This window comes from Pseudomonas sp. GNP012 (genome assembly GCF_054343835.1).
This window is the reverse complement of record NZ_JBTGUU010000001.1, coordinates 2,411,743-2,433,395: the sequence shown is the minus strand read 5'-3', so window position 1 is coordinate 2,433,395 and position 21,653 is coordinate 2,411,743. Positions and strand designations below refer to the sequence as shown.

The following is a 21,653-nucleotide window of genomic DNA, read 5'->3' as shown; positions in this document are numbered from 1 at the left end:
GATGACGTGATGGCCTATGCGGAGCAAGCCGAAACAGAAGCACTGCACGAGCCCAAAAGCTTCCTGACCAAATATATCTGGAGTCAGGACCACAAGGTCATAGCCATTCAATATTCCTTGACGGCTCTGTTCGTGGGGCTTATCGCCCTGGTGCTGTCCGGCTTGATGCGCATGCAGATCGGCTTCCCAGGCAGTTTGGCGTTCATGGATGCCAGTACTTACTATCAGGCGATGACCATGCACGGCATGATCATGGTCATCTACTTGCTGACGGCCCTGTTTCTGGGGGGCTTCGGTAACTATCTGATCCCGCTGATGGTGGGCGCCCGCGACATGGTCTTCCCCTATGTCAACATGCTCAGTTACTGGTTTTACCTGCTGGCGGTAGTGGTCTTGCTCAGCAGTTTTTTCGTCCCGGGCGGCCCCACGGGTGCCGGCTGGACGCTCTATCCGCCACAGTCCATCGCTCAGGGGACACCGGGCGTCGAGTGGGGCATTGTCCTGATGCTCGTCTCGCTGGCGATTTTTATTGTTGCCGCCACCATGGGCGGGTTGAACTACGTCACCACGGTGTTGCAGGCGCGCACGCACGGCATGACATTGTTTCGCATGCCGCTTTCGGTATGGGGCATCTTCATGGCCTCGATCATGGCCTTGCTGGCCTTCCCTGCGTTGTTCGTCAGCGCGGTCATGATGTTGTTTGACAAGCTGTTGGGCACCAGCTTCTTCATGCCGGCGATGGTCTCGCTGGGGCAGCAGCTCGATCACCAGGGTGGCAGCCCGATATTGTTCCAGCACTTGTTCTGGTTTTTCGGCCACCCGGAAGTCTACATCGTTGCGCTCCCTGCATTTGGCCTGGTCTCGGACCTGATCAGCACCCATGCGCGTAAAAACATCTTCGGCTACCGAATGATGGTATGGGCCATTGTTGCGATCGGGGTACTGAGTTTTGTGGTCTGGGCGCACCATATGTATGTCAGCGGAATGAACCCGTACTTTGGCTTTTTTTTCGCCGTCAGCACCTTGATCATCGCGGTGCCGACCGCGCTGAAAGTCTATAACTGGGTGCTGACCCTGTGGCGCGGCGACATCCATCTGACCGTGCCGATGCTGTTTGCCCTGGCCTTTATCGTCACCTTCCTGGTCGGCGGTCTGACCGGGTTGTTTCTGGGCAATGTGATCGTGGATATTCCGCTCTCGGACACCTATTTCGTCGTCGCCCATTTTCATATGGTCATGGGGGTCGCACCGGTACTGGTGGTGTTCGGTGGTATTTATCACTGGTTCCCGAAAGTCACCGGGCGCATGTTCAACGACACCCTGGGCAAACTGCATTTCTGGATTACCTTCCTGGGCACCTACGCCATCTTCTTCCCCATGCACTACCTGGGTTTCCAGGGCATGCCACGCCGCTACTACGCCTATGAAAACTACGCGTTCATCCCGCAGTCGGCGCAAGAGCTGAATGCGTTCATTACGGTAGTCGCATTGGCCGTCGGGGTTTCCCAGTTGTTGTTCGTGTTCAACATGGCCTGGAGTGCGTTCAAGGGCAAGCCAGCAGGCAGTAATCCCTGGGGCGGGGCCAGCCTGGAATGGCAAACGCTGCACACCCCGCCGAAACACGGTAACTGGGGAGAGAAATTGCCGGTCGTACATCGCTGGGCCTATGACTACAGCGTACCGGGGATAGAACAGGATTTCGTGCCGCAAACGGTCTCCGCCGAGGAGCTGGAGCAGATGCGGCAACTCAGTGCCGGGACTAAAATAGCGGACGTCAAGACATGAACAGGCTGCTATTGAGAAACGCCGACGGCGCTGACCCCGGCGGCAGTTGGAATCGCGACCCTGAGGGTGTTCAGGCCGCCGAGGGTGCCAATAGAAGTCAAATCGCAAGAGTGGGCTTGCGCTTGTTTCTGGTGGTGGTGAGTTCGTTATTCTTCCTCTTCCTGATCGCCTTTGTCGCCCGTTCACAAATGGCCGACTGGCTACCCCTGACGGAGCCTTTGGCGCCGTTAGGCAATCTGCAGCCGCTATGGCTGAATTCGGCTTTTCTGCTATTGAGTTGCATCGCACTGCAGTGGTCGCGCATGGCTGCCCGAAAGGCTCGGCCGGTCGCAACCGTGATGGGTTTTGCACTGGGGGGCGTCTTTGCAATTGCCTTTCTGGCGGGGCAATTCTGGGTCTGGCAGCAGTTTGTCTCCTGGGGCTACTTTGTCGCCAGCAATCCGGCCAACAGTTTCTTCTATCTGTTGACCGGCCTGCATGGGCTCCACCTGCTGGGCGGACTGATCGCCTGGTGCTGGATCGTCGCCAGATTTGTGCGTCATGCGCCATTGGCGCAATTGAGCGCCAGCGTAGAGCTCTGTGCCATCTATTGGCATTACTTGCTGGGTCTCTGGTTCGTGCTGTTCGCTCTGCTGGCCAGCTCGCCGCAAACCTATGAAGCCATCGCCAGATTCTGCGGCCTGAGGTGAACAGCCATGGCATCGCACCCGCAAGCCCAAGTCCACGCCCAGGTCCAAGCCGAGACCAGTTCGTCCAATCCACCAGGTTCGCCACCTGCGCCGGGATGGCAAGGCATCGCCAGCGACTGGTCCTCGGATAAAGACGCCTTCAAGCAGGTGCCCTGGGGCAAGGCGATGATGTGGATATTCCTGCTCAGCGATACGTTTATATTCACCTGTTTTTTAACCGGCTACATGTCAGTACGCATGACCATCACTACGGCCTGGCCGAATCCGAGTGAAGTGTTTGCATTGACGATCGCAGGAGCGGAAATCCCGCTTATTCTGATCGCCATCATGACCTTCGTGCTGATCAGTAGCAGCGGCACCATGGCCATGGCCGTTAATTTCGCCTATCGCCGTGATCGCGCGAAAACGACTGCCATGATGCTGGCGACCGCTGCCTTGGGTGTGGCTTTCGTCGGCATGCAGGCATTTGAATGGAGCAAGCTCATTGCAGAAGGGGTGCGTCCGTGGGGGAACCCCATGGGGGCGGCGCAATTTGGTGCCAGCTTCTTCATGATTACCGGTTTTCACGGGCTGCATGTGTCAATCGGCGCCATCTACCTCAGTATTGTGGCGCTGAAAGTAATGCGCGGGGATTATGAGCGCTCCGGAAACTATCAGAATGTCGAGATAGCCGGGCTTTACTGGCACTTCGTGGATTTGGTGTGGGTGTTTATTTTTGCTTTCTTCTATTTATGGTAGAGGAGCACAGGTGATGGCACATGCTCAGGGACAGCAACATCCAATCAGTTTGTACCTCAAAATCTGGGGGCTGTTATTCGTCCTCAGCACGCTGTCGTACCTGGTCGACTATTTCCACTTCCAAGGTTACCTTCGGTGGTCCCTGATCATCATTTTCATGCTGTTGAAGGCAGGTTTGATTGTCTCCATCTTCATGCATATGGCCTGGGAACGGCTGGCTATGGTCTACGCCATATTGGTGCCGCCTTTGTGTTTGCTGGTGCTCGTCGGACTGATGGCCACCGAGGCCGACTACATTTTCCTCAGCCGGGTCATTTTCTTTGGTCAGTAAGCAGTTTTCGGATGGCTTTGAGTCTCCAGGCGCTAACCCGATATCACTCGCTTGAACTGATGCCATTTGTGCTGCCAGGCCACTGTCCAATGGGGGGCTGCCGCTCCAGTGCCGGCGATCGTCAGCTTTGGATGTTGTTTGATGACCTGATCCAGTACAGATTCCTGGTTCGGCTCAACATCGACAAAGAAGATATGTTTGCCCTCGTTGACTACCTGCTTGAAATTGCGGAAGTGAGTGTTCGGCACCTGGAATCCAAAAAAACCGCCTTCCCAGATGCAGAAGCCCAAAATGACAATGGAAAGGAAGATAAAAGGCATCCAGCCTGCGGCGGATTCGGTCCAACCCATCCAATAGGCGCCACCCAGAACCAGTGCCGCCAGTGGCAAACCGATCACCGCTCCAATCTCACCCGAGTGAACGGCATCCTGTTCCATTAACGAGTTGACCTCGTGCAGGTGATGTTGTTCGACATCAGCAACGTTTTCACTGAGCACATGAATCTGTTCAGAATTGATGCCGCTGGCTTCCAGTTCATATTCAACGGTTTCAAGATCGTTGAGATTGTCACTGATGTAATAGTGCCGATTCATGCCACACCTCCCGACTCGCGTTTGCTGTAGACCTCCTTTGTCCGGCAGCGGTCAACCTGGGTTGCACACTTCATGCAATCTGAAAAAAAGTATAGCACTCGCCTCCCTGCGGACCGGTCGCTAGTTGATCTGCACTATGACCGGACCTTCCGTCACGATCGGCGGGTTCGCGTGGATATGCGAAGTGTTTTTCTGAATCCACTCACGCGCAACTTTCAGGCTCGCATCACTGCCGGCCTTGTCCTTGCACACAGTGATCGAAGTACCACCGTCACCCGTATTGAGCAGTGTGTAGCTAACGAGGCCAGGTACTGTGCGCAAGGTCGCTTCGATGTCGACGCGGCGCTCTTCCAGAAGCTCGAATAGCTGCTTGGCTCCAGCACCCAGGTAGGTTCTTATCACCGCATACATGGTCGTCTCCTTTGAGAGTACCGTCTTGATGCCAATACAGATCCGTTGAAGTGCGCAAATCCCCGGATTTCAGGTCGCCCTGATTCAATAAGCTTAGCCAAACGCCGACGACAATCGACATGCATCGACCACCGGCCACATGGGGCCGATTTCTGCCTGTCCGATCGGAGGCGAAACACCAGCTACATCGAACATCTCGATGGGTTTAACCAACATTTCACTGTTTTTCCGATAACGCCATGTCGCGATAATTCGCCTTCAAAAGTGACGGGAAGGGCAGCGTGATGGCGAAGGAAGGAAGTTATACCGGTACAGCCAAGTGGCTGCATTGGGGCATGGCCCTGATCTGGTTGGGGGCCTGGGTCATCGGATTTGTGGCGACGCATTGGCGCGACGAATTCAATGCCCACCATGAACTCACCTACGTGCACAAGGCGATTGCCAGCACGCTGCTGTTCTTCATCGTCGCGCGTATCGCCTGGCGATTGGGTCACCCGGCACCGGCGCTACCCGATTCGATGAGCCCGACGATGAAGCGTGGTGCGCTGGTCGGGCATGTGCTGCTGTACGCCGTGGCCCTGATCGGGCTGCCGTTGTCCGGCTGGTACTGGAGTTCGGTCGCCGACAAACCCGTCATGGTGGCGGCGCTGTTCGTGCTCCCGCCAATCGTTGACCCCGATCAGAGCCTGTACGATCTGGCAAAGTCGGTTCATACCTACATGGCGTGGTTGTGTGGCGCGCTGGTTGGTGGCCATCTGCTGGTTGCGCTCAAGCATCACTTCGTTGAAAAGGATGATGTGCTCAAGGGCATGCTGCCCGCACGCAACCGCTGATTCTCCTGGCGTTTCATTATCGACGTAATTGCACCGGACTCACGCCGAGGCGTTGCCTGAAGGTGGTCGCCATGTGCGCCTGGGAATTGAAACCGCAGGCGTAGGCGATTTCAGCCAGGGTTGCGCTCGAGTCGCGCATCAGGGCGCGGGCCCTGGCCAGGCGCCGGTCGATCAGGTAAGCATGGGGGCTTTTGCCGGTGGCGTTCTTGAAGGCCCGCATGAAATAGCCTTCGGACAATCCCAGCAGGCCCGCCATCGCCGGTACGCTCAACGGGCCATCGAGGCCCGCGTCAATGAACTCATCGAGCAAGCGCATCCGGCTGCCGGTTATCGAGCCATGGGGCGGTGTCGACACGGCTTCGCTAGCCGTCGCGCGCTCGGACAATGCCAGTGCCCAGGCCTCCCAATCGTCCTCCACGCAAGCGTGCAACAGTGCGGCGCGCATTCGCCATGCGAGGGCGGTCGCTTGCCGGTCGATGCGATTGTTGAAGGCGCGATTACCCTCCAACGCTATACCGTCGGTGCGTATCACCCGCAGATATTCCCCCCCCTTGGGCGATTCGGACAACACGTCACACCCGACCGGAACGAACGCCAGGCCGTTGGGCATGGCATCGAAGGGTTGTACCCGGTCGCTGCCGATCGCGTGCAGGCCTCGTTGGCTGTCGAAGGCAAAGCCGATGCCTGCCTGGGTCGCTACGTATCGGGTCGCGTAGGCGCAGCCGGGGAGCAATTCGATCGCCCAGGGGCCGGCCTCGATGCGGCGGACCGGTTCGGACAGCAGGGGTGGATGCAGACGGTTTCGATGACTCATGTGCACCATAGTAGTGAAGTGGGGACACAAAAGTCAGGTCGGTTTTTTGAAAGCCTGCGTACTGCGCCCCTGTTCAGACTGGGCGAAATCCCGGGGAGACAACTCATGCACACACTGACTCGCGACGACATCGAACAGGCCGCACGCAACGTGTACCAGGTCATGCCCGCCACCGCCCAGTACTCTTGGCCGTTGCTGGCCAGGCGGTTGGGTTGCACGGTGTGGGTCAAGCACGAAAATCACACGCCTACCGGTGCTTTCAAAGTGCGCGGCGGCATCACGTTCATGCACTGGCTCAAACGCGAGCATCCGGGCGTGAAGGGCATTGTCAGCGCGACCCGCGGCAACCATGGCCAGAGCCTTGCACTGGCGGCTGGCGCACTGGGTTTGCGGGCGCTGATCGTCGTGCCGCAAGGCAACTCGGTCGAAAAGAACAACGCCATGCGCGGCTTTGGCGCCGAAGTGGTCGAGTATGGGCGCGATTTCGATGAGGCTCGTGAAGAGGCGGCACGGCTTGCGCAGGAGCACGACCTGTTCCTGGTGCCGCCGTTTCACACCGAACTGGTCAAGGGTGTGGCCACCTATGCGCTGGAGCTGTTCAACGCCGCGCCGGATCTGGATACCGTCTATGTACCGATTGGCTGTGGATCGGGGATTTGTGGCGTGATCGCCGCTCGCGATGCACTGGGCCTGGACACCCGGGTGGTGGGCGTGGTTTCCACCGAAGCGGCGGCCGCACAGTTATCGTTCGACACCGGAGCCCTGTGCGAAACGGCCTCGGCGACCACCTTCGCCGACGGTCTGGCCGTACGCAAGCCGGTGCCTGAAGCCTTTGCCGTCTATGCGGCAGGTGCGACGCGAATCGTTGCAGTCAGTGACGCGCAGATAGCCGAGGCCATGCGCGTGTATTACACCGATACCCACAACCTGGCCGAAGGAGCCGGTGCGGCGGCGCTGGCGGCGCTCATGGCCGAGCGTAAGGCCATGTCGGGAAAAAGGGTGGGGGTCATCCTGTCCGGTGGAAACGTCGACAGATCGGTGTATGCGGGCGTGATTGCGTGAAAGGGAGCTGAAACCTGGTCGCATAAATTTGAAATGCACGGCATTGCCCGACACAATCGCGCCCCGATCCGGCCAAAGGCGCCGGACGTTCGTGGTGAGAAGGGGCCGCAGTTGAACGAACAGACATTGTCCATGCGCCTGGAACGCGTGGCGGCGCATGTGCCGGCCGGTGCGCGCCTGGCCGATATCGGCTCGGATCACGGCTACCTGCCGGTGGCATTGATGCGCCGTGGCGCCATCACGGCGGCGGTGGCCGGGGAGGTGGCGTTGACGCCGTTCCGCGCAGCCGAACGCACCGTGCACGACAACGATCTGGAGCAACGGATCAGTGTGCGCCTGGCCAACGGTCTGGCGGCAATCCTGCCTGGGGACGGGATCACGGCTATCAGCCTCTGCGGCATGGGCGGCGAAACGATCCGCGACATCCTCGACAGCGGCAAGGCGTGCCTGAGCGGGCAGGAGCGCCTGATCCTGCAACCCAACGGCGGCGAGCAGCCACTGCGCCTGTGGCTGATGGAAAACGGCTATCGCATCCTCTGCGAGGAAGTACTGCGGGAAAATCGTTTCGACTACGAAATCATCGTCGCCGAGCGCGCCGGGCCGGTGATCTACACCGCTCAAGAGTTGTACTTCGGCCCGTTGCAGTTGCAGGCCCGCAGCCCGGCGTTCCTGATCAAGTGGCAGCGCAAGCTGCGCCAGAAGCAGAAGACCCTGAGCCAATTTGCCGGAGCGCAGCGGGCCGTGCCTGAGGAAAGGGTGCAGGACATCGCGCGCCAGGTCCGGTGGATCAGCCAGTTGCTGGCCTGATCCTGTTGCGCAAGGTACGCGTCTGCGCTTACGCGGGCAATGGATTGCCCTTGTTCCCGGCCCCTTTGGCCAGACGGGCGCTGCGCCGCAGTTCCTGCGGCGTGCGCCCGACGACTCGCACGAAACTGCGCAGCATGTGATCGGCATCGCCGAATCCGAAGCACCTGGCGATCTCCTCGAACGTCTGGTGCCCGTCTTCGACCAGCGGCCGTGCCGACTCGATACGCAGGCGTTCGATAGCTTTGGCCGGCGTCACCCCGACCGATGCCGCGAACACGCGACCAAACTGGCGCACGCTCATATGGGCAACGTCTGCCAGGCGTTCAACCGACAGATCATCACGCAGATGATCGCGCACATAGCTCAGCACCGTTCGGATCCGGTCCGAGCCCGGGTCGAAATCCAGCAGCGAAGAGAACTGGTACTGACCACCCGGTCGCCGATAGTAGACCACCAGCATGCGCGCGACAGCGCGTGACACTTCCTTGCCCAGGTCCTGCTCGATCATCGCCAGGGCCATGTCGATGCCGGCCGACATGCCGGCCGACGTCCAGACATTGCCGTCTTCGGTCCAGATTCGATCACCATCCACGCGCAGCGCCGGATAGCGTGCCTGCAATTGCGGCGCGTAGTTCCAGTGCGTGGTCGCGACACGACCGTCGAGCAGACCGCTCTCAGCCAGCAGGAAGGCGCCCGTGCAGACGCTGGCAGTGCGGCGGGCGCGCGGGGACATCTGCCGTATCGCCGCTGCCATCGGCATCATCCTCTCATCGATCGGGGCGCTGGGGGCGCCGACGATGATGAGCGTGTCGAGTTGGTCGACAACCTGCAGGGCTTGCGTCGCGACTTGCACGCCGCTCGAAGCTTCGATCAATCCGCCTGCAAGGGAGGCGACCGTGAATCGATAGCCCGAAGGACGCGCACGGCTGGCGTTGGAGAAGGCTTCGAGCGGGCCACTCAGATCCAGCAGCACGAAGCCCGGGTAGACCAGGAAACAGATGTGACGTTGCATGAACGGAGCGCCCAAAGTCTGCATGGGAGGGGAGCCATGGTACGCGCTTGCCGTCTACAAGGTCAGGGTGGGGCATCAAGCCCGTACACCTCACGCGACATGGCTGTGCGTGTCGGCCGAAATCCAGGGATTAATGTCCATTTGCTGATGCCTTCTCGCCGTACCGTACATGCACCCCCCACATTGAGGACGTGCAAATGACCTTCAACAGAATTCAAGCCGCGAGAATGATCTCCTGCGCCACGTTGCTGTCGGCTTTCCTGATGGCGCCCGGCGTTGGCTTCGCCGCAGAGAACCCTTACGCCGATCCGGCCAAACCCGCACTCCCGGCATCCACCTTCGAATGGGATTCCAGTCGAACCGCGCTGGTCGTGATCGACCCGCAGATCGACTTCATGAGCCCGGAGGGGGCGGGCTGGTCGGTCTTCGGACAGAGCGTTACCGAGCAAAATCTTGTGCCGAACCTGAGCCGGCTTTTCGCGGCGTTCAAGCAGGCCGCAGCGACGGTAGCCATCTCGCCGCACTACTACTATCCCCACGATCATAAATGGGAGTTCGAGGCGCCGGCGGAGACCGTGCAGCACAAACTGGGGCTCTTCGATCGCAAGGGCGCCCTGACGCTGGATGGATTTCGCAATTCGGGTGCCGACTTCATGAAGGAGTTCAAGCCCTTCATCGAAGACGGCAAGACTATCGTCGCCTCACCGCACAAGTTGTATGGCCCGCAAAGCAACGACCTGATGCTGCAGTTGCGCAAGCAGCGGATCGACAAGGTCATCCTGGCCGGCATGGCATCCAACCTGTGCGTCGAATCGCACCTTCGCGAGTTTCTGGAACGCGGTTTCGAGGTGGTTGTCGTACGTGATGCCATCGCTGGCCCGAAGCTGCCTGACGGCGACGGGTACGGTAGCGCGCTGGTCAATTTCCGCTACATTGCCAACGGCGTGATGACCACAGACGACGTCGTGAAAAAACTGGAAGGGCGCTGATCTGCGGTATGGCCCATCCGCTGACCAGGCACGGGAGTCCTTGTGGCTTCCGTGCCTGATGACTGACACTGAATGACCCATGAGCGATGGATCGCCCTCATCACTCTTCTTCCCTGAGTGCCTGGATCCGCCCTGACTTTTCTGCCGCCAGTAGCGCGGCATGGTCTTTCGCATTTTGATTGGCATAGGCAATGGAAAATTTGCCGATGGCCTGGTCGAAGGAGTCCGTCTTGCCCAGGTAGCCACTGATGAGCGCGGCATCTCCGGATTTGGCATGGGCACGGGCCAGGGTTTGCCCGCACCACTCGGCGTACATCTTCATTCTTGCGGCGCAAATCCCTTCGATGGGGGCTGACATTTTCATGTCGCGTAACTGGCGTACAAAGAAATGCCGGCCATTTTGTCCGCGTGTCCAGCCCAGAAAGATGTCACTGGAGGACTGCATCAGCCGCTGACCCGTGACCACACGCTGCCCCTGGTTTTCGTATTCGCTGTCGCCTGCATAAGGCGCCAATACCGAGGGGCAGGCTTCCTTGAATTGCAGGAGCAAGGGGTGGTTTTCCGCAGAAAAGAACAGGCCGACGAAACAGTAGGTGCCCACGCTGCCAATGCCGACAGCCTTGACGGCAACGTCTTCGAGGCGGTACCGATCGAAGAGCACACGTCGTTCATGGGGCAGCGACAAACGATAATCCTGCAGGGCGATACGCACTCGCTGCTTGAAGCCCTTTTCATACACATGAAAAAGCAAGGGCGGTTGATCGATCAGTCGCCGTCGACCGCCGACTTCGCTGCTGATCTTGGGGTAGAGGTAATCCCCCAGACGCATCTTCGCCTTTGCCACCACTTGCTCGCGAATTTTCCTGATCTGGGCATTGGGCGCCATGTCGATGATCGCCTGGGCATCCAGACGGTCATACCAGACCTCCAGCGGGCCCATTTTCGAGAATTTGCGCAGGCCCTCGCGGTAAGCACAAACGCATTTGACGGCAATGCCCCGTGCCTCTTTATCGGTGATCCGGTTATCGCGTGCGGCCACGACAAAACTGATTGCCAGGCGTTTGACGTCCCATTCCCAGGGGGCAGGGAGTGTTTCGTCGAAATCGTTGATATCAAAAATCAGATTGCGCTCAGGTGTCGCGAACAATCCGAAGTTCATCAGGTGACAGTCCCCGCAGGCCTGCACCTCAATGCCTGTGGTCGGGGTAGTGGCCAGGTCATGGGCCATCAAACCCGCAGAACCGCGTAAAAAGGTGAACGGGCTGCGCAGCATCCGGCCGTAGCGCAGCGGCACCAGGTTGGGCAGTCGATAGCGGTTGGATTCTTCGAGGCGTTCGATAGGGTCGCGGTGTTTGCCCGGCGGTTTCCATTCGGCGTGAACCGAATGGGGCAAGCGTTCGCGTAATTGCTCACCTGCGAACAGGCGCTCCTTGCGCGAGAGAAAGACGGACTCGTCTGCGCTGTCGTCCGATTGTTTTGCCAGGCCGTCGGCAGACTTGCTTTTGCGGGGGGGCATGTCCACTCCTTTGCTCAACGAAGGCTGACTCCCTCGGGCACAGGATCTGCTAATGCGACTGTTCCATCAGCCTTCAGGGTGACCTGCACTGGTGTTTCGCAAAGAGTCGAAGCCGTTGTTGAAGCGTAGCAGTTCCGTTCCGGGATGCTGTATTGCCAGCATTGAATGGCGTGGCTGCGAGGGAGGCAAAATTCGCTGTTTGCAGCATCAGACGGTGTGAGTTCCGCGGGAAATCCGCTTTTTTTTTCGGCGCGAGAAATGAAACGGTTCAGCCGCTTGGCAACGGTGGTTTCAGCCAATTAAACCGGCCTCCCGAGGCATTGATGGCAGTACCGTTTGTCGTGGTTTTTGTTCGAAAAATGAACAATTGGGGTATTCTGGGCTCTGATCTTCCAGCAGGCGGATCCCTTGAGCTTCGCACTGCACTCCCTAGTAAAATGGACGTATACCTCATCTGCATTGAATGGAATGCACATGGGGATTTTTTTTACCTGAGACCTGGAGTGATATTATGCCGTCATCACTGACTCGCTGGGCGAGTCGCTCTCTCTTGTAATACCCAAACTATTTGAGTTGCTTCAATCAATGTGAACTTTGATTGTGCAGGCGTGATTATTTAATTCACGTGCCTGGGGCATGGTCAATTCACACTGCTGCAATAAGTGGAGATGTAAGCGTGGATATTAATACAATGATCGGCCTGCTTGGCCAGAAAGAATCCATGGAGTTTATGCGTTTAGGAGTGGTTTACGTACACCTGTTGGCATGCTGCGTAGCCATTGGCCTGGTGTTTGCCAGCGATGTCGCAATGGTCAAGGATCTATTGAAAGGCCGTGTGTCGTCCGGGCACAATAATGATCATATGGCCAGTCTCCAGAAGTCTGTTTCCAATGCGTTGTTATTCTTGTGGATCACCGGTGCGGCGATTATAGGCATTGATTACCTTGAAAAAGGGATGACCTATTTTGCCAACCCGAAACTTCAAGCCAAAGTCATAATTGTGTTGTTGCTGACATTCAACGGCATGCTGTTGCACCGCTATGTATTGCCCGCCATGCTCAAGGCCGGTTCCTTGCTTGATCTGCCTATCAATGTGCGAATGTTTGCCCTGTTCTCTGGTGCACTGTCGGGTGTTTCCTGGCTGTATGCCGCGATGCTCGGTGTCGGTCGACCGCTGGCCTGGAAATACTCGCTGACCGAGTTGCTGATGGCCTATCCGGTATTGATCGTGCTCGGCTTTGCGACGATGGTGGCGCTGACCCAGTGGGCGCGCAATCGCAACGCGGCAGCGCCGGCTGAACAGACTACCTGGCTGTTCGCTGGAATTCCTGCGCGATGAGTTGACGAAAGTCCAGGTGAAGACGGGTTTAACCGTTAGAACCTTGCAAACACCAGACCCCCTCCCTGTGAGGGGGTTTTTATTGGGTGTTCACGCAGTTCCGGGGAACACCGATAACTGTAGGAGCGAGCTTGCTCGCGATGGAGGTCAACGATGATGCGGGGAGCCTGACACCCCGCGGTGCTCTCAGGTTTTTCGTCGGAACGCCGCCCGGAGCAAGCTCGCTCCTACAGAGCCCGCCGCGATCGGCCTCGTTGTTTGGTGGTGCACGTGTTCCCCTGTAGGAGCTGCCGGAGGCTGCGATCCTTTGATCTTGATCTTCAGCAATCTCCAGATCGCAAAATCAAAATCAAAAGATCGCAGCCTTCGGCAGCTCCTACAGATATTTCGCTATCTGTGTTCCCCCCGGGATTTGTCCATGGCCGAATGTTGTCCGCTCATCCCTTGATTCGGCGAGGGGCAGGGCAGCACGCTCGGCCGTGACCCTGCCGTTCATCGCCAAGGCCTAAAATAAACTTTGACATCATTGGGGCTTTGGTTGAGTATTCATTCATCGCATGCGATCTAGTCGAATGCGATAGCAAACAAAACAACCCTTGCCGTTTGGAGATTCAGCCATGAACACCGGAAGCCGCCGCACCCTGTTGATCGCTACCGCTCAAGCTTCCCATGGCCATAACGGCAACAACTGGATCGTTGCACACGCCAATTGACGAACGTTGTCTTTTTGAAGGTTACACACATCGCATACGATACAATCGCACAAACTTGAAACCCCGAGGAAATCCCCATGAGCAAAATCGTAAAAGTACTGGCAACCGGCAAAACCCACACCACCCGCAGCAATGTCGGCGGTCACGGCAACCTCGATATCGTCCTGTCGTCACCGGGTTCCACCCAGCCAGCCCACGTCTTTGCCGCCACACAGCCGCATCCGAAAGCCGAGCAACTGTTCGCCGGAGCCTGGTCGGCCTGCTACACCGCAGCAGTGGGGCTGGTGGCCCAGGAGCGCAATATCGTTTTACCGGCGGACATGGCCGTCGACATTGAAGTGGACCTGGGCCAGACTGGTCCGGCCTACTTCCTTCAGGCCCGACTGACCCTGCGCGTGCCCGGGCTGGCACAGGATGTCGCGACTGAACTTGCGCACATCGCCGACTCCATCTGCCCTTACTCCAAAGCGACACGCGGCAATATCGATGTTGCCCTGAACGTGATCACGGCGTGACGTGCGGATGCATCATTAACATCGCATACGATGCAAGCGCATACGAATTTAACTGATTGTAATCCTGAGGGAATCATCATGAGCAAGATCGAAAAAGTACTGGCCAGCGGCAAAACCCACACCACCCATAACAGCGCAGGCAAAACGTCGCGCGGTCATAACGGCAACCTCGACATCGTGCTGTCGTCCCCCGGCAACGACACACCGGCACACGTGCTGACCGCCGTCCAGCCGCACCCGAAAGCCGAGCAACTGTTCGCCGGCGCGTGGTCGGCCTGCTACATCGCAGCGGTGGGGCTGGCCGCCCAACAAATGAAGGTGACACTGCCGACCGATACGGCCGTCGACATTGAAGTCGATCTGGGCCAGACCGGCGCGGCTTACTTCCTCCAGGCCCGACTGACATTGCGCGTGCCGGGGCTGGATCATGGAGTGGCGACTGAACTGGCCCACAACGCCGATGCAATCTGCCCGTACTCCAAGGCCACACGCGGCAACATTGATGTCGACATCAATGTCTTGACGGCCTGACCCGCTGCACGGCCGGTTCAACGGGAATTTTCCCGGTGAACCGGCCGTCGGTGTTTATGCACACTTCCGATACCATCGTGTACGACGTATAGTTTCAGTCTCGCAAGATTGCCCCTGGGAACGTCCATGAAAAACACCGCCAAGATATCCGCCCTGGATCTCAAACTCTCCGACTTCCTGTGTTTTGCCGTCTATTCCACCAACCTGGCCTTCGGCAAGGCCTACAAGCCGATGCTCGAACGGCTCGGCCTGACCTACACGCAATACATCACCCTGGTCGCGCTGTGGGAAGAAGACAATCAGACCGTCGGCAGCCTTGGCGAAAAGCTGTTTCTGGAATCCAACACCCTCACGCCGATCCTGAAGAAGCTCGAAGCGATGGGTTATTTGCAGCGCCAGCGCGACCCGGAAGACGAACGTCAGGTTCGGATCAATCTCACAAAAGAGGGGCGAACACTGCGTGAAGGCCTGCGCGAAGACGGCTTCCCGCAAACCGGCCTCGATCCTGACGATTTCGTGCAAATGCAGAAGGCCATCGTGAAGTTACGGGGTAATCTCATCCGTACGACGAAAGACAGGGAGTAGGGGGCATCGACTCAAGAGACGCAGTGGCCCCCGATTTCGGTGTGAGCGCCCCCACAAACGGGGCGCTATTCCCCAGCCGTATTCAAGCCTCCATCAGCACGGCATTTCAACTTTCGACGAATGTTTGTAGGGACTTGCCGGCCTTTGCACATATTTTGTTACAGCAATGGCAGGCTAATTGCTGAGTGAGCGTGTCCCGTTCATCAAAGGTGCAGCGTCGGCAAGCTGTGGAGCTGTAAGTACCCCATTGAGTGATTGCATGTAACCATCGGTTTGCATCAATACCCCTGGCGACTCAATAGAAGTACTGCACTCATCCTCTGCAAGCCGTCCAGAGGAAATGCCATGAGCCACACCAGACCAACGTGTGCACAGTTAGCGCTGCACGGGCTATCGGCCTTGATTGTTCTATGGACGATCAGCGCCGGGTCTTACATGGCAATGTTCAACGTACCGCCAGGGGTCAAGCTGGCCATTGTCGACTTGAACATTTCCCTGGCGTCATTGTTCATACCGTTGTTCCTGGCGCTCAAACCTCTGGCTCGCCGTTTACTGTTGTTCCTGGCCTGCCTTCTGACGGTAACGCTGGCGGCGGCCGACGAACCGCAGAGCAGCAACAATCAGGGCAATGACAATCAGAGCAATGAGAAGTGGCTGGAGCCGGCACGCTCCAGGCTCATGCGTGTGACGGGCGGGATGCCGTTCTTTCCGCACCGGGCCAATACCACCGGTAACCTGGTGTTGAATGTGAAGGACTTCGACAATGCCCAGGTCTGTGGCGCTTGTCATACGGAGATCTACAGGCAGTGGCGCTCGTCGATGATGTCCCAGGCCTGGGATGAACCCATCTATCGGGCCTTGCTCAAGCGTGCGAGTGCGGCCACCGAGGGCAAGGTCGATAACTTCTGCACCGGCTGCCATACCCCGATCGGTCTCACGACCGGGCAGATCACTTCGCAAGTCAACCGCTCCTCGATTGAAGACAGTGAGAAGAATCATCCGATGCCCGGGGTCGACTGCGAGACCTGCCACAACATCAGTGCCCGCACGGGCCTCGATAACGGGGCCTATGTCATGAGCCCCCGAGCACACGGCAAACCGACCAAGTTCGGCCCGCGCAAAGACGCCGTTTCGCCTTATCACGACACTGTTTACTCGGCTTTGCACACCCGCTCGGACTTTTGCGGCACTTGCCACAACGTCACGCATCCGTTCAGCAGCGTGGCGGTGGAGCGCACCTATGACGAATGGCAGGAGAGCAGCTACAGCCTTAACGACATCACCTGCCAGAGCTGCCACATGCCAGGTTACAAGGGCAAGGCCGCGATCATGGGGCCGGAACGCGAGTCGGTCGCCTCGCATTGGTTCAGTGGGGCCAACGCGATGATGCTCAACCATCTCGGTCAGGAAGAGGGCGCGCAACGGGCTCGCAACATGCTTGCACGCGCGGGGGAAATAACCTTCGAGCAATTGCCGGCAGCGATCGTTGCCGGGCAATACACCTCGGTCGCCGTCAAGGTTTCCAATGTCGGCGCAGGGCACAAGCTGCCGACCGGCTTTCCGGAGGGACGGGAGATGTGGATCGATTTCCGGGTGCTGGATGCCACGGGTCGCGAGATCTACCGACTGGGTTCGATCAAGGACGGCAAGACCGAAATCAACACGCGAAATTTCAAAGTGCACATAGGCGACAAGGACGGCAACCCGCTGGACGTCGAGGTCTGGAATGCCACGCAGATTCTCTCGGACAACCGCATTCTGCCCAAGGGCTACGATATCGGGGAGTTCTCCTTCCTGGTGCCGACCGACGCCGTCGGGCCGCTGACCCTGACGGCCGACCTGAACTACTGGCCGTTTTCGCAGAAGCTGGCCGACTACCTGCTCGGCAAGGACAAGGTGCAGGTGGAAATCACCCGGATGGCAAACGTCACGCAGAGCGTACCCCTGTCGACCCGCCTGCCGGTTGCCGGGGCGGATACGGGTGCAGTGTCGACGCCCGGGCCGGCCACGGTCATGCAAGGTGACAATCAGAAGGCCACTGAAGAGAATCGTCTTGTCACCTTCAGACTTCGTTAAGAATTGTCTTTGATACTGCTCCCCAATTGATCCGGGGAGATGTTTTTCAATGTCCGATTTCAACTGGAACGTTCAGTTGCCACTGTGCTTTGGCCTGACCGAAGCACAGCAGATGCATCTTGTCAGGGCCTTGCCTGGCGCCCCGCAAAGGGGTGTCTTCGAAGCCTTTATCCAGCAACGGTTTCGCAGGGCCCACGGTGCCGATGTTCGTCACTTCATGCCGCAGCTGTTTGGCATGAGCGATGCGTGCGGCACGCTTTGTGCGGTGGTTGGCGTGCGTCTGGCGAGCGACGGACCGTTGTTTCTGGAAGGTTATCTGGACGAGGCGATCGATGCGCTGATCAGTGTCGCGGCCGACCATACCGTAAGCCGCTCAGCCATCGTCGAGGTCGGCAACCTGGCTGCCAGCGACACCGGCAGCGCACGTATGAGCATCATCGCGATGACTTACCTGCTGGCCATGGGGGGGCTGGAATGGGTCGCTTTCACTGGAAACCTGGGGCTGGTCAATAGCTTTCATCGACTTGGCTTGAAACCCGTGACCCTGTGTGCTGCCAACCCGGCGCGTCTTGGTGAAGACCGCCACGCCTGGGGCAGTTACTACGAAAGCAAACCGTGGGTTCATTTCGGCAATATCCGTTCCGGTTTCATTCATTTACGCAACACGGGCCTGTTCAGTCGCCTGGGCTTGCCGACTTCCATTGAAGGGACCTGCCATGTCGCCTGAAATGGAGCGTTTCAAACAGACCCTGCGTCATCATGCTGAGCAAAAAACCAACGCCATTGCCTTGTGGGATGACCATCGCAAGCTTGACTACGCCACGCTCTATGCCGAGGTCAGCTATCGTCAGCAGCGCCTGCGCGATGAAGAGGTCAGGGGGGTCGCCCTGGCACTGGACAATGGTATCGAGGCCATGCTGTGGGACCTGGCCGCGCTGTTCGAGGGTTTGACCTGCGTGGCCTTGCCACCTTTTTTCAGTCCGGCGCAACGCAAGCATTGCCTGGAGCAAAGCCAGGCCGAACACGTCATTGCCGAACCGCCATTGCAGGACGAACTGCAAGCCGCTGGATATCAGAAGTGCGGCGAGTTCTGGCACCGCACGTTCAGTGGCCCGAACCGGATGCCTGACGGCACCGCCAAGTTGACCTTCACCTCCGGCACCACAGGCACACCCAAGGGCGTGTGCCTGAGTGCCGACAGCATTCTGCGGGTCGCTCGCGAGCTGGATCAGGCCAGCAAACCCACTGATCCGCAACATCACCTGGCGCTGCTTCCCCTGGCCATTTTGCTGGAGAACATCGGTTGTTACGCCGCACTGTATGCCGGGGCCACCTTGAGCCTGCCCAGCCAGAAAACCCTGGGGATTGCAGGCGCCAGCGGTGTGGAGGTGCCGAAACTGTTGGGATGCCTGGCCAGCCGCTCGCCTCAGAGCCTGGTCCTGGTGCCGCAGTTATTGCTGATGCTGGTCGGTGCTGCCGAGCAGAAGGTTTTCGATCCACAGCACTTGCGTTTTGCCGCCGTGGGCGGTGCCCGGGTCAGTGAAGATCTACTGCATCGCGCTGAACGCGTGCGCATACCCGTCTATGAAGGTTACGGGCTGTCCGAGTGCGCATCGGTGGTGTGCCTCAATCGCCCGCAAGCTCGGCGCCCCGGCAGTGTCGGACGGCCATTGCCCCATGTGGAGATTCGCCTGGCGCAGGACGGAGAAGTGCTGATCAAGGGTTCAACCTTGCTGGGCTATCTGGGAGAGGCGCCGCACACCGCCCAGTGGTGGCCCAGCGGCGATCTCGGCGAGTTCGACGCCGAAGGTTTTCTCTACCTCAAGGGACGCAAGAAGCATCAGTTCGTCACCAGTTTCGGGCGCAACGTGAACCCCGAGTGGGTGGAAGCCGAGTTGACCCAGCGCGGGCCTGTCGCCCAGGCCTTCGTCTATGGCGAGGCGATGCCTCACAACCATGCGCTGCTCTGGCCGCTTCGCCCGGACTGTACCGACGAACAACTGGCCACCGCCGTGGCCCAGGCCAACGAGGCTTTACCCGAGTACGCCCAGGTCCGTCACTGGAGTCGGCTGGACCAACCCTTCACCGCCACCAACGGCTTGCTTACCGCCAATGGCCGGCCCCGCCGTGACGCCATCATCGAGCGCTACCGGCGGCAATTGACCGAATCTGCATTTTCCGAGGAATCCGCACCATGAGCTTTTTTGACACCTTGCAACAAGCCACTGAGCAAGAACGCAATGAGTTGTTCAACCTGCCGATCATCCGTGATGCGCTGCAGGGCGATGTCAGCCTGGAAAGTTACCGGGCCTTTCTGGCACAGGCCTATTACCACGTGCGCCATACCGTGCCGTTGATGATGGCCTGCGGTGCGCGCCTGCCATTGCGTCTGGAATGGTTGCGCGAAGCGGTATGTGAGTACATCGAGGAAGAGTACGGCCACGAACAATGGGTACTCAATGACATTCAAGCCTGCGGCGGTGACAGGGACGCAGTACGGGACGGGCGCCCGTCATTGCCGATCGAATTGATGGTCAGCTTCCTCTACGACCTGATTGCCAGGGACAATCCGGTGGGACTGTTTGGCATGGTCAACGTGCTTGAAGGCACGAGCATCGCCCTGGCGACCCACGCCGCCGGCAGTATTCGCCAGCGCCTGGACTTGCCGGAAAGCGCATTCAGCTACCTCAGCTCCCACGGCTCGCTGGATATAGAACATATGCAGACCTACCGTCGACTGATGAACCGTCTGGATGACCCGCAAGACCAGGCCGCCGTCATTCATGCCTCCAAAGTGGTGTACCGGCTCTACGCCGATATGTTTCGTGGCTTGCCGCGTAACGGGGAGAGCCTGCATGCGCCTGTCTGAAGCCCGCGTCGTGTTGACCGGTGCCAGCGGCGGCATCGGCCTGGCCATCGCCACTGCACTGTGCGCCAGTGGTGCCCAGGTGCTGGCCGTGGCTCGCCATCGGGAGCCTCTGGTGCCGTTGCTCGAGCTTTATCCCAATAATCTGTGTTGGATCCGTGCAGACCTGACGTTTCTCTCCGACCGCCGCGAGGTGCTGGCGCGGGCCCAGAACATCGGCGGTATCAACCTGCTGATCAATGCCGCCGGAGTCAACCATTTCGCCATGCTCGAACAGCTTGACGACAGTGAGATCAATTCGATGCTCGCGGTGAACATCAGTGCGCCGATGTGCCTGACAAAACTGATGTTGCCGCTGCTCAAGCAAGCCGACAGTGCCATGGTGGTCAACGTCGGTTCGACCTATGGCTCCATTGGCTACCCAGGCTACGCCAGTTACTGCGCCACCAAGTTTGCCCTGCGCGGGTTCTCCGAAGCCCTGCGCCGAGAGTTGGCAGATACCCGGGTCAGTGTGCTCTACGTCGCCCCGCGAGCGACCCGTACCGGCATGAACAGCCCGGCAGCCCAAGCGCTCAATGATGCGCTCAAAACCAATGTCGACGATCCGCAAACCGTGGCGGCCGCGGTGACTCACGCCATTGCCGGTGACCGTCGCGACTTGTACCTGGGCTGGCCCGAGCGTTTTTTTGTACGCCTGAACAGCCTCCTGCCCCATCTGGTGGACCGTGGATTGCGCAAGCAATTGCCACTGATCCGCCGCCTGAGCCAGAAACCCAACCAGGAGAATCTCGAACCATGAAAAACATCATCGCTTGCCTGCTGCTGGGCGCATTGAGCCAGGGTGTCTGGGCGCTGGATGCTGCCGACCAGCAGCGTCTCAACGGTATCCAGCAAAGCTGGGCGCACATTCAGTACGAGCTGCCCGAGGGCCAACGCACTGCGGCTTTCGAAAAGCTGGCGGCCCAGGCTTCGAGTTTCAAGCAGGAGCGCCAAGCGGCGGCGGAGGCGTGGATCTGGTCTGGCATCGTCACCAGTAGCTGGGCAGGTGCCCAGGGTGGGCTGGGTGCGCTGAGCAAGGTCAAGGATGCCAAGGCCGATCTGGAAAAAGCCCTGGCCCTGGACCCCAAGGCCCTGCAAGGCTCAGCCTATACCAGTCTGGCGGCCCTCTATGACCGCGTACCGGGCTGGCCCATCGGTTTCGGCGATTCGGACAAGGCCGAGCAGTTGCTCAAGCTGGCATTGCAAATAAACCCCAACGGCATCGACAGCCTGTACTTCTGGGGCGATCACCTCTACCGTCAGAAGCGTTATGGCGAAGCCAGGACAGCGTTGCAAAAAGCCTTGCAGGCTGCTCCCCGACCTGGCCGCGAGAGCGCGGATGCCGGGCGCCGCAAGGAGATCGAAGCGTTGTTGGTGGACGTGAACAAGAAACTCGGCTGACAGGAGAC

Annotated in this window: 24 protein-coding genes; 18 read left to right on the top strand and 6 right to left on the bottom strand. The window is 58.8% G+C overall.

Features of this window, described 5'->3' with window-relative positions:
- Window positions 1–9: 9 nt before the first annotated feature.
- From ctaD to ACXX83_RS10920, 4 genes are read left to right on the top strand one after another with little or no spacing between them, the layout of a single operon-like run.
- Complete coding sequence (gene ctaD / locus ACXX83_RS10935) at window positions 10–1,785, top strand: cytochrome c oxidase subunit I (RefSeq protein ID WP_458550188.1); 1,776 nt, start codon at window positions 10–12, stop codon at window positions 1,783–1,785.
- Entirely contained in the window at window positions 1,782–2,474 is a 693-nt protein-coding gene (locus tag ACXX83_RS10930; protein WP_458548442.1) for a cytochrome c oxidase subunit 3, read from the top strand. The genes ctaD and ACXX83_RS10930 overlap by 4 nt, the downstream gene beginning before the upstream one ends.
- 6 nt (window positions 2,475–2,480) lie before the next feature.
- Window positions 2,481–3,212: a heme-copper oxidase subunit III family protein gene (locus tag ACXX83_RS10925; RefSeq protein WP_458548441.1), complete on the top strand. Its 732-nt coding sequence runs from the start codon at window positions 2,481–2,483 to the stop codon at window positions 3,210–3,212.
- A gap of 13 nt (window positions 3,213–3,225) precedes the next feature.
- A complete protein-coding gene (locus tag ACXX83_RS10920; RefSeq protein WP_015095214.1) occupies window positions 3,226–3,543 on the top strand; it encodes a cytochrome C oxidase subunit IV family protein in 318 nt (105 codons plus the stop codon).
- A gap of 32 nt (window positions 3,544–3,575) precedes the next feature.
- On the opposite strand, the gene ACXX83_RS10915 is transcribed toward ACXX83_RS10920, so the two are convergent.
- Both ACXX83_RS10915 and ACXX83_RS10910 read right to left on the bottom strand, forming a co-directional pair.
- Entirely contained in the window at window positions 3,576–4,136 is a 561-nt protein-coding gene (locus ACXX83_RS10915; RefSeq protein ID WP_217835262.1) for a magnesium transporter, read from the bottom strand.
- A 120-nt stretch (window positions 4,137–4,256) separates the two neighbouring features.
- Window positions 4,257–4,547 (bottom strand): hypothetical protein, encoded by a 291-nt coding sequence (locus ACXX83_RS10910; protein ID WP_015095212.1) that lies wholly within the window; start codon window positions 4,545–4,547, stop codon window positions 4,257–4,259.
- Window positions 4,548–4,831: 284 nt separating this feature from the next.
- On the opposite strand from ACXX83_RS10910, the gene ACXX83_RS10905 reads away from it, so the two are divergent.
- Window positions 4,832–5,380 carry a cytochrome b gene (locus ACXX83_RS10905; RefSeq protein WP_458548440.1) on the top strand — a complete coding sequence of 183 codons (549 nt, stop codon included), beginning with the start codon at window positions 4,832–4,834 and terminating at the stop codon, window positions 5,378–5,380.
- A 16-nt stretch (window positions 5,381–5,396) separates the two neighbouring features.
- On the opposite strand, the gene ACXX83_RS10900 is transcribed toward ACXX83_RS10905, so the two are convergent.
- Window positions 5,397–6,203: a helix-turn-helix transcriptional regulator gene (locus tag ACXX83_RS10900; RefSeq protein WP_458550187.1), complete on the bottom strand. Its 807-nt coding sequence runs from the start codon at window positions 6,201–6,203 to the stop codon at window positions 5,397–5,399.
- 96 nt (window positions 6,204–6,299) lie between these two features.
- Between ACXX83_RS10900 and ACXX83_RS10895 the strand changes: the two genes are divergently transcribed.
- Window positions 6,300–7,256, top strand: a complete 957-nt coding sequence (locus ACXX83_RS10895; RefSeq protein ID WP_458548439.1) for a threonine dehydratase — start codon at window positions 6,300–6,302, stop codon at window positions 7,254–7,256.
- Window positions 7,257–7,367: 111 nt separating this feature from the next.
- Complete coding sequence (locus ACXX83_RS10890; RefSeq protein WP_302469549.1) at window positions 7,368–8,063, top strand: tRNA (adenine(22)-N(1))-methyltransferase; 696 nt, start codon at window positions 7,368–7,370, stop codon at window positions 8,061–8,063.
- Window positions 8,064–8,091: 28 nt separating this feature from the next.
- Here the strand turns inward: ACXX83_RS10890 and ACXX83_RS10885 are convergent, their stop codons facing one another.
- A complete protein-coding gene (locus ACXX83_RS10885; RefSeq protein ID WP_458548438.1) occupies window positions 8,092–9,075 on the bottom strand; it encodes a GlxA family transcriptional regulator in 984 nt (327 codons plus the stop codon).
- Between the two features lie 197 nt (window positions 9,076–9,272).
- On the opposite strand from ACXX83_RS10885, the gene ACXX83_RS10880 reads away from it, so the two are divergent.
- A complete protein-coding gene (locus tag ACXX83_RS10880) occupies window positions 9,273–10,064 on the top strand; it encodes a cysteine hydrolase family protein (protein WP_458548437.1) in 792 nt (263 codons plus the stop codon).
- A 100-nt stretch (window positions 10,065–10,164) separates the two neighbouring features.
- On the opposite strand, the gene ACXX83_RS10875 is transcribed toward ACXX83_RS10880, so the two are convergent.
- A complete protein-coding gene (locus tag ACXX83_RS10875; protein WP_458548436.1) occupies window positions 10,165–11,580 on the bottom strand; it encodes a DUF2252 domain-containing protein in 1,416 nt (471 codons plus the stop codon).
- Window positions 11,581–11,594: 14 nt separating this feature from the next.
- On the bottom strand, window positions 11,595–11,879 hold the full coding sequence (locus ACXX83_RS10870) for a hypothetical protein (protein ID WP_458548435.1): 285 nt from the start codon (window positions 11,877–11,879) through the stop codon (window positions 11,595–11,597).
- Window positions 11,880–12,271: 392 nt separating this feature from the next.
- On the opposite strand from ACXX83_RS10870, the gene ACXX83_RS10865 reads away from it, so the two are divergent.
- The 10 genes from ACXX83_RS10865 to ACXX83_RS10820 all read left to right on the top strand — a co-directional run bounded on the left by ACXX83_RS10865 (window position 12,272) and on the right by ACXX83_RS10820 (window position 21,645).
- Window positions 12,272–12,919, top strand: a complete 648-nt coding sequence (locus tag ACXX83_RS10865) for a hypothetical protein (protein WP_458550186.1) — start codon at window positions 12,272–12,274, stop codon at window positions 12,917–12,919.
- 790 nt (window positions 12,920–13,709) lie between these two features.
- Window positions 13,710–14,147 (top strand): Ohr family peroxiredoxin, encoded by a 438-nt coding sequence (locus tag ACXX83_RS10860; RefSeq protein ID WP_015095202.1) that lies wholly within the window; start codon window positions 13,710–13,712, stop codon window positions 14,145–14,147.
- A gap of 78 nt (window positions 14,148–14,225) precedes the next feature.
- Window positions 14,226–14,678 (top strand): Ohr family peroxiredoxin, encoded by a 453-nt coding sequence (locus ACXX83_RS10855; protein ID WP_458548434.1) that lies wholly within the window; start codon window positions 14,226–14,228, stop codon window positions 14,676–14,678.
- Window positions 14,679–14,804: 126 nt separating this feature from the next.
- Window positions 14,805–15,263: a MarR family winged helix-turn-helix transcriptional regulator gene (locus ACXX83_RS10850; RefSeq protein WP_015095200.1), complete on the top strand. Its 459-nt coding sequence runs from the start codon at window positions 14,805–14,807 to the stop codon at window positions 15,261–15,263.
- 345 nt (window positions 15,264–15,608) lie between these two features.
- Window positions 15,609–17,339, top strand: a complete 1,731-nt coding sequence (locus tag ACXX83_RS10845; RefSeq protein WP_458548433.1) for a multiheme c-type cytochrome — start codon at window positions 15,609–15,611, stop codon at window positions 17,337–17,339.
- A gap of 49 nt (window positions 17,340–17,388) precedes the next feature.
- Window positions 17,389–18,066 carry a thermostable hemolysin gene (locus ACXX83_RS10840; RefSeq protein WP_458548432.1) on the top strand — a complete coding sequence of 226 codons (678 nt, stop codon included), beginning with the start codon at window positions 17,389–17,391 and terminating at the stop codon, window positions 18,064–18,066.
- Complete coding sequence (locus tag ACXX83_RS10835; protein WP_458548431.1) at window positions 18,056–19,537, top strand: AMP-binding protein; 1,482 nt, start codon at window positions 18,056–18,058, stop codon at window positions 19,535–19,537. The genes ACXX83_RS10840 and ACXX83_RS10835 overlap by 11 nt, the downstream gene beginning before the upstream one ends.
- Window positions 19,534–20,208 (top strand): iron-containing redox enzyme family protein, encoded by a 675-nt coding sequence (locus ACXX83_RS10830; RefSeq protein ID WP_458548430.1) that lies wholly within the window; start codon window positions 19,534–19,536, stop codon window positions 20,206–20,208. The genes ACXX83_RS10835 and ACXX83_RS10830 overlap by 4 nt, the downstream gene beginning before the upstream one ends.
- On the top strand, window positions 20,195–21,004 hold the full coding sequence (locus tag ACXX83_RS10825) for an SDR family oxidoreductase (RefSeq protein WP_458548429.1): 810 nt from the start codon (window positions 20,195–20,197) through the stop codon (window positions 21,002–21,004). The genes ACXX83_RS10830 and ACXX83_RS10825 overlap by 14 nt, the downstream gene beginning before the upstream one ends.
- Window positions 21,001–21,645 carry a tetratricopeptide repeat protein gene (locus ACXX83_RS10820; RefSeq protein ID WP_458548428.1) on the top strand — a complete coding sequence of 215 codons (645 nt, stop codon included), beginning with the start codon at window positions 21,001–21,003 and terminating at the stop codon, window positions 21,643–21,645. The genes ACXX83_RS10825 and ACXX83_RS10820 overlap by 4 nt, the downstream gene beginning before the upstream one ends.
- The last annotated feature ends 8 nt before the right edge of the window (window positions 21,646–21,653 follow it).